The organism is Vibrio tritonius (assembly GCF_001547935.1).
Lineage (GTDB): Bacteria > Pseudomonadota > Gammaproteobacteria > Enterobacterales > Vibrionaceae > Vibrio > Vibrio tritonius.
On record NZ_AP014635.1, the window covers coordinates 752,992 to 764,708 of the forward strand.

Here is an 11,717-nt window from a genome sequence, read left to right on the forward strand (position 1 = left end):
TCGTTAGATGAGCCTAAATTTTCTCGATTTTGAAAAACCTATCGTAGAACTGGAAGCTAAAATTCAGGCGCTTCGTGATGTATCTCGTCACGGCGGTGATGCTTCAGTTGATCTTGAAAAAGAGATCGAGCAGTTAGAAAAGAAAAGCTTAGAGCTTAAGAAAAAGATTTTTGGTGATTTAGGTGCTTGGCAAGTTGCTCAACTTGCTCGTCACCCTCAGCGTCCTTACACGCTAGATTACATCAAAAACATGTTTACTGAATTTGATGAGCTCGCAGGTGATCGTGCCTTTGCTGACGATAAAGCGATTGTTGGCGGTATGGCTCGTCTAGATGGTCGTCCTGTGATTGTCATTGGTCACCAAAAAGGTCGTGAAACTCGTGAAAAAGTGAAACGCAACTTTGGTATGCCAAAACCAGAAGGTTACCGTAAAGCGAAACGTTTGATGGAAATGGCTGAGCGTTTCAATATGCCAATCATCACCTTCATCGACACTGCGGGTGCATACCCTGGTGTTGGCGCAGAAGAACGTGGTCAATCTGAAGCGATTGCAACTAACCTTAAAGTGATGGCGGGTCTTAAAGTGCCAGTTATCTGTAACGTTGTTGGTGAAGGCGGTTCAGGTGGTGCGCTAGCGATTGGCGTGGGTGACTACGTGAACATGTTACAATTCTCAACCTACTCAGTAATCTCTCCTGAAGGTTGTGCATCTATTTTGTGGCGTGATTCAGATAAAGCACCACAAGCTGCGGAAGCGATGGGTCTAATTGCCCCTCGTTTGAAAGAGCTTGAGTTGATTGATGAGATTATTGAAGAGCCTCTAGGTGGCGCACATCGCGACCATGAGCTTACAGCAGCTAATATGAAAGCAACGCTGATTCGCCAGCTTGCTGAGTTAGATAAATTGGAAGCAAGCGATCTGTTGGATCGTCGTTACCAACGTCTAATGAATTACGGCTACTGCTAAGAGTCTTTTTTGTCAGGCTAATATTGCTTGTAAAGAGAAATAAAGAGGGTTGGCTTGGGCCAGCCCTTTTGTTTTTCTGCGAGTTAGGTTTTCAGAGCTTTTTGTTTGTAAAGTGAAGCGGTAAACTTTGGCTGTTAAGGTAAAATCTAGTTGTTAAATTGCAGGATATCCTAATCATGAACGACTTATATGTTGATGTCGCTCGTCAGCTTGATGAGCTTAAACCTGCTCGCCTTGTGATTGCCTTTAGCGGTGGGATTGATTCTAGGGTACTGTTGCACCTTATCGCGCGTTATCGCCAACATAATGCAATTCCATGCCTTGCTGTTCATATTCATCATGGTCTAAGTGATCATGCTGATGAATGGGCTAGCCAGTGCCAGCGCTGGGGGGCGGAAGAAGGGATTGAGGTCTGTGTTGAGCATGTAACGCTTGATCATGATTGTGGTGATAGCCTAGAGCAAATGGCGCGTGATGCTCGTTATGCTGTCTTGGCAAAGCATATTGATACCGAGACTCTGATGCTGCTAGGGCAGCATGCGGATGATCAAGTGGAAACGTTTCTACTGGCACTTAAGCGTGGTAGTGGTCCGAAAGGTTTATCCTCAATGGCTGCGTGCGGCGGTTTTGCCCAAGGACAATTACTGCGTCCTTTATTGAAAGTGACGCGTGCTGAGATTGAAGCGTATGCACAGCAAGTGCAGTTAACTTGGGTCGAGGACGAAAGCAACCAAGATACTCGTTTTGACCGTAACTTTTTACGTCATCAGGTAACGCCAGTATTGACTCAGCGTTGGCCTAGCTTTTATCAAGCAATTCAACGCAGTGCCGAGTTATGTGCCACGCAAGAAAGTGTTCTAGCTGAGCTGTTACAAGAGAAACTGCAGCAAGCTATGCATGCTGATGGCAGCTTGGTACTGGATGCATTGTATTCAAGTTCTGAGTTAGCGAGAGGACAACTGGTACGGTTATGGTTGCAACATCAGCAGATCCTGATGCCAAGTCGCAAGCATACTGAACTTATTTTACGTGAAATTGCTTTTGCGCAACCAGATGCCAATCCCAAGTTAAAATTGGGCAAGTATGAGATACGCCGTTTTCAACAACGACTTTACTGTATTGAAACTGAGAAAGATTTTTCGAGTTGGCATGCCACGCTCAACATAAATGAGCCTGTTATGTTGCCTGAGTCTTTAGGCTGCTTACGCTTGATAGCCAGTGAACAAGGCAACGTCCGTTTGCCTGCGAATAAGGCACCGTTTACCATTTCTTTTGACCCTAGTGGATTATCTGCCTGTCCTATCGGCCGCAGTGGTAGCCGTAAATTGAAAAAGCTCTATCAAGAATATAATGTTCCGAGTTGGCAGCGTAGGCAATTGCCTATTGTTCTTTGTGAAGACAAAGTCGTTGCGGTAGTGGGTTTATTTATTAGCCGCGAATTTAATGGTAAAGACTGTGAGCTCATCTGGGATAAATCTGAGGTTTTCATGGCAAACTCTTAACAAATATAGAATAAGGTGAAGCAATGAGAGTTTTTTCGTTAGTCTGTTTTTTGGTTAGTGCATTGTTTTCTTGCGCATTGTTTTCTGGTCAGGCATTGGCTGCTGACCCTGTAGCCGGTCAGCAAAAATCGGCTAGTTGTGTGGCGTGTCATGGCGCCAATGGGGTTGCGATTATTCCAGGCTATCCAAGCTTGAAAGGTCAAAACGAACAATATTTAGTGATGTCGATGCAGGCCTATAAGAATAAACAGCGTACTGGCGGTATGGCCAGTATGATGCAGGCACAGATGTCGATTCTTAGTAATGAAGATATTGAAAATATCGCCGCTTATTTTGCTAACATGAAGTAAGTATTCTCAGTCTGATTGAATGCGAATGCATCGGTCCGGCTTTTTCGTTGATTGTTTGCTTTGGCTAGATAATAATGCCGGCAAGTGTATGAAGTGTAAGGGACGAACATGAAAAAAATTGAAGCGATCATCAAACCGTTCAAGCTTGATGATGTCCGTGAAGCGTTGGCTGATGTCGGTATTACCGGTATGACGGTGTCTGAAGTAAAAGGCTTTGGTCGCCAAAAAGGTCACACAGAGCTTTACCGTGGTGCAGAGTACATGGTGGACTTTTTACCAAAAGTGAAACTTGAAATCGTTGTCTCTGATGATGTAGTTGAACAGTGTGTTGACACTATCATCGAAGTTGCCCAAACTGGCAAGATTGGTGACGGTAAAATCTTTATCACCGAAGTGGAACGTGTAGTGCGTATCCGTACAGGTGAAGAAGACGAAGACGCAATTTAGTCCCCTCATGTCAATATGTTGGAGTCGTATGATGTGCAACTCCAACATGTAATCGTTGAAAATCAAGGAGCCCATGCTCCTTTTTTTATAGTGAAAAACGTATGAGAAAACGCTACTTATTTTTTTCCAGCTTGTTGTTAATTGGCTCGGGGGTCAGTAGTTTCCTTACTATTTTCTCTATACCAAAACATCCACAGTTGTTGACTGTTAACGAAGAGGGAGAAGAACAACCTCTTGTCTGTTACCAAGGTGAGCCGCAGCACGTACTTGATCGCAACGGTGAGCTCAATGTTCTGGTCTGGAATATCTACAAACAAAATCGTGGGGAATGGGCCTCAGCATTAACGGGTTTTAGTTCTGATGCTGACCTGCTGCTGCTGCAAGAGGCGAGCATGAATGAGCCGTTGAAGCAGTGGATTGCGCAGAATAATTGGGATGGGGCACAAGCCAACGCGTTTCGAGTGCTCGGCGAATCAACCGGTGTGTTGAATTTGTCGAAACTCATGCCGAGTTTAGCTTGTGCCTATACTGAAGTTGAACCTTGGTTGCGTCTACCTAAATCAGGCATTTACGCCGAGTATCCTTTAAGTACCGGGGAAACACTTGCTAGTGTAAATCTGCATGCGGTTAACTTTACCTATGGTACAGCCGAGTATGAGGCGCAATTAGGGCGATTATTAGACCGACTTGCTCACCATCAAGGCCCTATTATTCTTGCCGGTGATTTTAATAGTTGGAGCTCTCGGCGCATGCATGTATTGACGCACGCATTGAGTGACATTGGTTTACGTGAAGTTGCATTTGATCCTGATAACCGCATTACTTTTTTCAACGATTTACCGCTCGACCATGTGTTTTATCGCGGATTAACATTAAATAGTGCGCGTGTACCTGAAACGCAAGCGTCAGACCACAATCCAATGTTGGTCTCATTCTCGCTGACTAAAGAGCAGCAATAACGTATGTAACGGTTAGCACTCAAACAAAAAAGAGCCTTTATATCGGCTCTTTTTTCGTTTAGATATCGGAGTGAGTCAAGCTTGGCTACACACTGACTTTGGTGACATCCACGTACAGTTTGAGTTTTTGCCCCGGCTGTAGGTATTTCTGATTCGCCATTTCGTTCCATTCGATGATGTCACCGGTTTTTACTTTGAAGCGACTAGCAATGCCACTTAGGGTATCGCCATTACGTACTTCATAGAACACCGTACGAATGATGGCACCGTCAGAACTCTCTTTCCAAATCACCAGCTTTTGCCCCACACGTAATGTGTCAATCGGGCTCATGCCATTCCATTTGGCTAATGAACGATAAGAAACATTATTTGAACGCGCAATGGTCCATAGGCTTTCTCCATCACGAACCGTATGATCGATTTTGTATTGGCCACGCGCTAAAGATTGCAGCTTGGCTAAACGGTTACTCGCGGTTAGAGCGTAAGCTTTTTCGTCTTTCACTGCCGTTGGAATCATCAAGTATTGACCGATACGAATGGTGTTTCCTGAAAGACTATTCGCAGTTTGAATTACCTTGGTTGTGGTACTGTGTTTTTGCGCAATCACACTCAGTGTGTCGCCTGAAACGACTTTATAACGAATCAGTTTCATACCAGAGCCACGATTCTTTTCAACGTTCGCCACAAATTTGGCTACTCGCTCAATTGGAATCAACAATTGGTAAGGGCCGCTTGGTGAGGTCGCCCACTGATTATAAGCTGGGTTATAGCTTTGGAGCTCTTTCACTGTCATGCCTGCATATTTAGCAGCAATGGCTAAATCGAGCTGTTCTTCAGGATCAACGAGTTGAAGTACTGGTGCATTGGTAATTTTAGGTAACTCGATGCCATACTTTTTCTGATGCGCCACGATATCTGCCAAAGCTAATAGCTTCGGAACATATCCTGTGGTTTCATCTGGTAAGTCAAGGGAGAAAAAGTCGGTTGGTTTCCCTAAACGTTGATTTTGACGGATTGCTCGTGAGATACGACCTCCGCCACTATTATAAGCAGCGATGGCTTGATACCAATCACCGTTGAAACGTTTACCTAATACACTAAGGTAATCTAATGCTGCATCGGTAGCGGCATCAACATCACGACGCCCGTCATACCAAAAATTTTGCTCGAGGCCGTACATTTTTCCGGTACTAGGAACAAATTGCCATAATCCAGCGGCACTGCCATGGGAATAAGCAAAAGCATCGAATGCACTTTCTACAATGGGTAAAAGGGCAAGTTCTAATGGTAAACCACGATCTTCGATCTTAGTGGTAATAAGATAGAGAAATGGTTTGGCGCGCTCCGCAACGATTTTTAAATGATTAGGATGCTTGAGGTACCAAGTACGGTAGTAATTGACCGACTTGTTATGCGGGATTCCAATGCTCAGTTGCATACCAATCCGTTGCCACAGGTCGTCTTGCTCTGAAGGTAGTATTACCTTAGGCTTTTTTACCTTTGTGGTGTCGTCTTTTTGCTGCGTTACAGTGGGTTGTACCACTGCAATGTCAGTTTGAGACGCAAGCTCCCCATTTGTCTCTACTGTTGTTTGATTCTCTGGCTGGGTAGTTTGGCAACCGGCTAGCAGCAGAGCAAATACCCAACTGAAATGTACTCGCATGTAAGACAGCCTTTCTTCTAAATGGCTGCTGATAATACTTGTCGTATTGACATCATGACAAGTAAGAAAACGTCAAAATTCGTTTTTCCACTCGCGCAAAGCTGCAAATACAGACAAAGGCTCAGCATTTAATGTGCGGTTAGATACTGATTTTGCAACACTTGTTAGGTGCGTTCGCAAAAAAGGATTGACCGCTTTTTCGATTTTTATTGTGCTCGGTAGGGTTGACCTATCTTGCGCTCTAAGACGAATAACATCGTCTCGATATAGTTTAAGTTCTTGATTATCTGGCTCTATTGCCATTGCAAAAGCAATGTTGCTGGTGGTGTACTCGTGAGCACAGTAGACCTCGGTTTCATCGGGTAACGTCAGTAATTTGTTAAGGGAGTGAAACATTTGCTCCATAGTTCCCTCAAAAACACGGCCACAGCCAGCAGAGAATAACACATCACCACAAAAAAGTTTGTTATCACCAATATAGCCTACATGACCAAGAGTGTGGCCAGGTAAATCGATTACGGTAAATAATTCTCCAAAAAGTTCAATTTGATTCCCTTCCTCTACAGGGTGAGTGAGCGTTGGAATGGGTTCTTTTTTCGGGCCAACCACATTAAGGTGAGGATAATGGTGAACTAGGTCTGGAACTCCACCGATATGGTCGTTATGGTGGTGGGTGATTAAGATGGCTTCTGGGGTTAGTTGGTGTTCTTGCAGATAACGTAATACAGGCGCTGCATCGCCCGGATCGACAATAGCGCAACGCTGATCGCTATTTTGAATCAGCCAGATGTAATTATCGTTAAATGCAGGTATGCTTTTGATATGTAACATGAGTTATCTCCAGTCGCCTAGGTGAAGCGAGTTAGCAATGAAACCAGCACGCAGCAAAAGAATAATTGAGCAGCCTCATTCTTGGGCCCAACTGAAAAATGGTCAGTGGGTCAGTGAATCCATTCAAATGCGCCTTGATGAGTGGAGCCCTAAACTGTTTGGCTACCATTTGCTCAAATTGGGTGGACTAAGCTGTGAGCTTGCCAGCAGTCACTGCAATATTCAACACCAAGTCCATATGGACATTGAAAATCCACTGCATACCGTGATTGCTGATGGTTATGATTTACCGTTTCTTGAAAAAAGTATTGACGCGGTTATCTTATCTCATCAACTGGATTACTGTAATGACCCGCACCGTTTATTGCGAGAGGTTGACAGAGTTCTGATAGACGATGGTTGTCTGATCATTACTGGGTTTAATCCAGTGAGTTGGATGGGCTTAACCCGGTTGTTGCCATGGCGGAAAAATAACCTACCTTGGAGTGGGCGAATGTTTACGCCTAACCGTGTTAAAGATTGGCTTGGTTTACTCAACTATCAAGTCGTGGATTGTGAGCAATATGCGGTATTTCCTATTTATAAATATCGCACGGTTTGGACTTGGTTAGAAAATTCAATGGGAGAGTGGGCCTCAGGTTTTGGCTGTCTCTATTTCATCGTGGCACGTAAGCGGACGTATCCATTACAACCTATCAAACCCCACTGGCGGTTTAAACGACGTTTTTATCCAGTAGGGCTTAATTATCGCATCAAAGATGATGGAGAGTGTCCACCACGAAGCTAGCCGTTAATTAGCTAGCTTGGTAGCCCGTGTCTTCTTCGGTTGGGTTACCTGCTGCTGTGCGGGCTAATTCATCACACAATTCGTTCTCACGATGGCCTGCGTGACCTTTTACCCAATGCCATTCAATGTCGTGGCGTTGAGTTTCTTGGTCGAGTAATTTCCATAGATCGGCATTCTTAACAGGTTTTTTATCCGCGGTTTTCCAGTCGCGTTTTTTCCAGTTATGGATCCATTGGGTAATACCTTGGCGAACGTATTGGCTATCGGTAGTCAATGTTACCTTGCAAGACTCTTTAAGTGTTTGTAAAGCAACAATTGCCGCCAACATTTCCATGCGATTGTTGGTCGTGAGTTTATAGCCTTTAGCCAGCGTTTTTTCGGTCTGTTTATAGCGCATTACCACACCGTAACCACCTGGGCCCGGATTGCCTAAACAAGAACCATCAGTGAAAATTTCCACCTGTTTCTTCATGATTTGATACTATTGGTTTAAGCACACAATTGGCATAGTCTGACATAGATATCCTAATGAATACTAGCATCAATTCCGAATACAACCGTATCGTCGTACTCGATACGGAAACTACAGGTATGAACCGTGAAGGCGGTCCACACTACGAAGGGCACCGAATTATCGAGATCGGTGCAGTTGAAATCATTAACCGTAAACTGACGGGTAAGCATTTCCACGTCTATTTAAAACCGGATCGTTTGATTCAAGAAGAAGCAATTGATGTCCACGGTATTACCGATGAGTTTTTGGTAGATAAACCGGAATATCGTGATGTACACGCCGAGTTTATTGACTTCATTCAAGGTGCTGAATTAGTTGCCCACAATGCGCCCTTCGACGTGGGCTTTATGGATTATGAATTTGCTAAGCTAGGTAATACATCGGTTAAAACAGCAGATATTTGCAAAATTACCGATACCTTAGCGATGGCGAAGAAAATCTTCCCCGGTAAGCGTAACAACTTGGATGTATTGTGTGAGCGTTATGGTATCGATAACTCCCACCGTACTCTCCACGGCGCATTGCTCGATGCGGAAATTCTAGCGGATGTTTTCCTGCTGATGACCGGTGGGCAAACATCGTTGCAATTTTCGGCATCAGGATCGGCTTCAGGGGAAATGGGAGCAAGTTCAATAAAACGTGTGGCTACTGATAGAAAACCATTAAAGGTTTTGCAGGCAACTGCCGATGAAATACAAGCACATGAGGAAAGGTTGGGATTAGTCAGTAATTGCCTCTGGGGACAGTAGGAGAGTCTATGTGGAAGGTGTTAGTGGGTGCGTTGGCCTTGTTGGCTAGCATCCATGTTTGGGCGGCCAGTGAGTCCACAATGTCTCTGTTAGACAACCGATTTCGGGTGGATCCGAGCATAGAACAGATTACATTTGTGATTTATCGGGCTAACAATTCACGCCCGGTGGTCTTGGTTCGTCCTGACGGAAAGAAATACTACGCTTGGAAATCACCAGAAAATGTTCGGTGGTATGAAGAGTCGTCGATGGATATTATTTCCATTGAGAAACCGATGCCGGGACCTTGGCAAGCGGTCGGTAAAGTGACACCAAAAAACCACATCAAGATGCTCTCTAATCTGAAACTCGCTTCCGATACATTCCCCGCTCGTTTATATCAGGGTGAAGAAATTAAATTTACTGCGCGTTTAACCTCTGATGGAAAGCCGCTCCAAATTCGCGAGTTCCTCGATAAAATTCACCTAAAAGTGACCTTCACTAAATACATTGAAAACGAAGAAGCCTTAGTCAAAGAAGCGCGTCCTATTCCAGATGTGCTTGGTGAGTTTTCTGATGACGGTAAAGGACTTGATGAAAAGGCAAGTGATGGGGAGTTTACCGTTGCGCTAAAGATTCATTCAGAGCCGGGCAAGTATCGGGTGCGTATTACTTCTGGTAACGGTGTGTTCCTTCGAGCTCAAGAGCAAGTTGTACTTGTCTATCCTACTCCCTATTCAGCCACCTTTATCCAATCTCGTGTTACAGGGCAACCGCATCAAATTGTGCTTAGTGGTGAACAAGGTATGGTTACTCCGGGGTCCCTTGCCACGCAAATAGAACATAAAGATGCACAAGGTGCGACGGCTTACTATGATGCGCAAGCGGATAAAAATGATTTAAAAGTTACGGTGAATGTTCCTAACAGTGGTGAGTTAGGTCAGTATTCTTGGTCTGGTACTTTATATACTAACGATTTAGCATCCGGACGCTCTTTAGTTTTTCCAATTAGTGAGCATACTTACAGCATTGTCAGTGAGATTGACCTAGAGCAAACGCGTTTAATGCGCGAAAAAGAAGCGGAAATGCAGCGTAAAATTCAACAAGAGAAAGATCTGCTGCAAGCTCGAGAAGATGCCCGTAAAAGTCGTATGATGGCGATCATCATTGGTAATGTGGTGGTTATTTTAGTTGGTCTAATTGCTTGGTTTGTCATTCGTAAATTGAAAGCGCGCAAGGCGTTGCAACCTGAGATGCAATTGGATATGCCAAAAAAATAGTAGGTTTGTGCATTTAATAATGCAGAAACGTCGGAAAGGTGGAAATCTTTTATATAAATGGTCGACAGTGTGGGAAGAATGGGTAAACTCACACTGGTTAAGCGTCATTTCATTAAGAGAATGTCCTACACAGAACAACAAAGAGAACCAAACCTATGTACCATGATTTGATCAAAAGCGAATTAACTGAAGCAGCTGAAGTATTGAACGCTTTTTTGAGCGATGAGCATAACATTGCTCAAATTGAAGCGGCGGCAAAGCTGATTGCGGACTCTTTTAAACAAGGTGGTAAAGTGCTGTCTTGTGGTAACGGTGGCTCACACTGTGATGCAATGCACTTTGCTGAAGAACTGACAGGGCGTTACCGTGAAAACCGTCCTGGCTACCCAGGTATTGCGATTTCTGACCCAAGCCACTTGTCTTGTGTGAGTAACGATTTCGGTTACGATTTCGTTTTTTCTCGCTACGTTGAAGCGGTAGGCATGAAAGGGGATGTCCTGTTTGGTTTATCGACTTCTGGTAATTCAGGTAATATTTTAAAAGCCATTGAAGCGGCGAAAGCAAAAGGGATGAAAACCATTGCTCTGACCGGTAAAGATGGCGGTAAAATGGCCGGTGTTGCGGATATTGAAATTCGTGTACCACACTTTGGTTATGCTGATCGCATTCAAGAAGTTCATATTAAAATCATTCACATCGTGATCCAATTGATCGAAAAAGAGATGGCGTAATGACGTTCATCCCCACGGGGAGTCCATGACTCTCGGTGGGGATGGTGGTTTAAAATAAGGAGTGGTTTAAACCATGTGTGAGTTGCTCGGCATGAGCGCAAATGTGCCCACCGATATTTGTTTTAGTTTTACTGGATTAATTCAACGAGGCGGCCGGACAGGCCCTCATCGTGATGGTTGGGGGATTACCTTTTATGAAGGAAAAGGTTTTCGTACCTTTAAAGATCCTGCTCCAAGCTGCCAGTCTAAAATTGCACAATTAGTTCAAAGTTATCCTATCAAAAGCCGTGCGGTTATTAGCCACATTCGTCAAGCAAATCGTGGTAGCGTGTGTTTGGAAAATACCCACCCTTTTACCCGCGAGTTGTGGGGGCGTTACTGGACTTTTGCTCATAATGGTCAATTGACTGACTATGAGACGATGGCGACGGGGCGGCATCGTCCTGTCGGTAAAACGGATAGTGAGGTGGCATTTTGCTGGTTGCTTAACCAAATGGAACATCGTTATCCTGAGCCACCGGTTAATATGACTGGGGTGTTTCGCTTTATTTGCGAATTGTGCGATGAACTAAAAGAGAAAGGGGTATTTAATATGCTTCTCTCTGATGGTGAGTATGTCATGAGTTACTGTACTAACCATTTGTATTGGATCACGCGCCAAGCTCCGTTTGGTCATGCAGCCTTGATTGACGAAGATGTGGAAATCAATTTCCAAGAAGAAACAACACCAGAAGATGTCGTGTCAGTTATCGCTACTCAGCCGTTAACCGGTAATGAGGCTTGGCAACGCATGAAGCCTGGAGAGTTTAGCTTATTCCATTTTGGTAAGCGCATTGCGACCAATCAAGCTGAATTAGTTAATGTTCCTTTTGCCGCTCCTCGGCCTGGAAATCAAGCTCCAACAGAACCTCTACGCTAGGGCTTGAGCAATAGATTCAAGTAACTTCAAGGTACTGTT

General features: G+C 44.3%; 13 protein-coding genes. 10 read left to right on the forward strand and 3 right to left on the reverse strand.

Annotated features, from left to right (window positions below):
• Positions 1–7: 7 nt before the first annotated feature.
• The 5 genes from accA (at position 8) to JCM16456_RS03470 (ending at position 4,225) form a co-directional block, all read left to right on the forward strand.
• Complete coding sequence (accA, locus tag JCM16456_RS03450; RefSeq protein WP_068712401.1) at positions 8–967, forward strand: acetyl-CoA carboxylase carboxyl transferase subunit alpha; 960 nt, start codon at positions 8–10, stop codon at positions 965–967.
• A 176-nt stretch (positions 968–1,143) separates the two neighbouring features.
• Entirely contained in the window at positions 1,144–2,469 is a 1,326-nt protein-coding gene (gene tilS / locus JCM16456_RS03455) for a tRNA lysidine(34) synthetase TilS (protein ID WP_068712403.1), read from the forward strand.
• A gap of 23 nt (positions 2,470–2,492) precedes the next feature.
• Complete coding sequence (locus JCM16456_RS03460; RefSeq protein ID WP_068712405.1) at positions 2,493–2,819, forward strand: c-type cytochrome; 327 nt, start codon at positions 2,493–2,495, stop codon at positions 2,817–2,819.
• 108 nt (positions 2,820–2,927) lie between these two features.
• Positions 2,928–3,266 carry a nitrogen regulatory protein P-II gene (gene glnB, locus JCM16456_RS03465; protein ID WP_068712407.1) on the forward strand — a complete coding sequence of 113 codons (339 nt, stop codon included), beginning with the start codon at positions 2,928–2,930 and terminating at the stop codon, positions 3,264–3,266.
• 101 nt (positions 3,267–3,367) lie between these two features.
• Positions 3,368–4,225 (forward strand): endonuclease/exonuclease/phosphatase family protein, encoded by an 858-nt coding sequence (locus JCM16456_RS03470; protein ID WP_068712409.1) that lies wholly within the window; start codon positions 3,368–3,370, stop codon positions 4,223–4,225.
• A gap of 85 nt (positions 4,226–4,310) precedes the next feature.
• On the opposite strand, the gene JCM16456_RS03475 is transcribed toward JCM16456_RS03470, so the two are convergent.
• Together JCM16456_RS03475 and gloB are read right to left on the reverse strand one after the other, a co-directional pair.
• Positions 4,311–5,888 carry a LysM peptidoglycan-binding domain-containing protein gene (locus tag JCM16456_RS03475; RefSeq protein ID WP_068712411.1) on the reverse strand — a complete coding sequence of 526 codons (1,578 nt, stop codon included), beginning with the start codon at positions 5,886–5,888 and terminating at the stop codon, positions 4,311–4,313.
• Positions 5,889–5,960: 72 nt separating this feature from the next.
• Positions 5,961–6,719: a hydroxyacylglutathione hydrolase gene (gloB, locus tag JCM16456_RS03480; RefSeq protein WP_068712413.1), complete on the reverse strand. Its 759-nt coding sequence runs from the start codon at positions 6,717–6,719 to the stop codon at positions 5,961–5,963.
• A gap of 37 nt (positions 6,720–6,756) precedes the next feature.
• On the opposite strand from gloB, the gene JCM16456_RS03485 reads away from it, so the two are divergent.
• The gene (locus tag JCM16456_RS03485) at positions 6,757–7,506 is read left to right on the forward strand and encodes a class I SAM-dependent methyltransferase (protein WP_068712415.1); all 750 of its coding nucleotides are present in this window, start codon (positions 6,757–6,759) and stop codon (positions 7,504–7,506) included.
• 7 nt (positions 7,507–7,513) lie between these two features.
• On the opposite strand, the gene rnhA is transcribed toward JCM16456_RS03485, so the two are convergent.
• Positions 7,514–7,978, reverse strand: coding sequence for a ribonuclease HI (gene rnhA / locus JCM16456_RS03490; RefSeq protein WP_068712417.1), 465 nt, complete (start codon positions 7,976–7,978; stop codon positions 7,514–7,516).
• Positions 7,979–8,034: 56 nt separating this feature from the next.
• Between rnhA and dnaQ the strand changes: the two genes are divergently transcribed.
• From dnaQ to JCM16456_RS03510, 4 genes are all read left to right on the forward strand, one after another.
• The gene (dnaQ, locus tag JCM16456_RS03495; RefSeq protein WP_068712419.1) at positions 8,035–8,769 is read left to right on the forward strand and encodes a DNA polymerase III subunit epsilon; all 735 of its coding nucleotides are present in this window, start codon (positions 8,035–8,037) and stop codon (positions 8,767–8,769) included.
• 8 nt (positions 8,770–8,777) lie between these two features.
• The gene (locus JCM16456_RS03500) at positions 8,778–10,028 is read left to right on the forward strand and encodes a TIGR03503 family protein (RefSeq protein ID WP_068712421.1); all 1,251 of its coding nucleotides are present in this window, start codon (positions 8,778–8,780) and stop codon (positions 10,026–10,028) included.
• A 155-nt stretch (positions 10,029–10,183) separates the two neighbouring features.
• Positions 10,184–10,759, forward strand: a complete 576-nt coding sequence (gene lpcA / locus JCM16456_RS03505; RefSeq protein ID WP_068712423.1) for a D-sedoheptulose 7-phosphate isomerase — start codon at positions 10,184–10,186, stop codon at positions 10,757–10,759.
• Positions 10,760–10,832: 73 nt separating this feature from the next.
• The gene (locus tag JCM16456_RS03510) at positions 10,833–11,678 is read left to right on the forward strand and encodes a class II glutamine amidotransferase (protein WP_068712426.1); all 846 of its coding nucleotides are present in this window, start codon (positions 10,833–10,835) and stop codon (positions 11,676–11,678) included.
• The last annotated feature ends 39 nt before the right edge of the window (positions 11,679–11,717 follow it).

Bases quoted from the DNA above. Each gene is read 5' to 3' on its own strand.
- JCM16456_RS03510 (WP_068712426.1), top strand. From the start codon at position 10,833: ATGTGTGAGTTGCTCGGCATGAGCGCAAATGTGCCCACCGATATTTGT.
- dnaQ (WP_068712419.1), top strand. From the start codon at position 8,035: ATGAATACTAGCATCAATTCCGAATACAACCGTATCGTCGTACTCGAT.
- tilS (WP_068712403.1), top strand. From the start codon at position 1,144: ATGAACGACTTATATGTTGATGTCGCTCGTCAGCTTGATGAGCTTAAA.
- JCM16456_RS03470 (WP_068712409.1), top strand. From the start codon at position 3,368: ATGAGAAAACGCTACTTATTTTTTTCCAGCTTGTTGTTAATTGGCTCG.
- glnB (WP_068712407.1), top strand. From the start codon at position 2,928: ATGAAAAAAATTGAAGCGATCATCAAACCGTTCAAGCTTGATGATGTC.
- lpcA (WP_068712423.1), top strand. From the start codon at position 10,184: ATGTACCATGATTTGATCAAAAGCGAATTAACTGAAGCAGCTGAAGTA.
- JCM16456_RS03500 (WP_068712421.1), top strand. From the start codon at position 8,778: ATGTGGAAGGTGTTAGTGGGTGCGTTGGCCTTGTTGGCTAGCATCCAT.
- rnhA (WP_068712417.1), bottom strand. From the start codon at position 7,978: ATGAAGAAACAGGTGGAAATTTTCACTGATGGTTCTTGTTTAGGCAAT.
- JCM16456_RS03475 (WP_068712411.1), bottom strand. From the start codon at position 5,888: ATGCGAGTACATTTCAGTTGGGTATTTGCTCTGCTGCTAGCCGGTTGC.
- gloB (WP_068712413.1), bottom strand. From the start codon at position 6,719: ATGTTACATATCAAAAGCATACCTGCATTTAACGATAATTACATCTGG.
- JCM16456_RS03485 (WP_068712415.1), top strand. From the start codon at position 6,757: ATGAAACCAGCACGCAGCAAAAGAATAATTGAGCAGCCTCATTCTTGG.
- JCM16456_RS03460 (WP_068712405.1), top strand. From the start codon at position 2,493: ATGAGAGTTTTTTCGTTAGTCTGTTTTTTGGTTAGTGCATTGTTTTCT.
- accA (WP_068712401.1), top strand. From the start codon at position 8: ATGAGCCTAAATTTTCTCGATTTTGAAAAACCTATCGTAGAACTGGAA.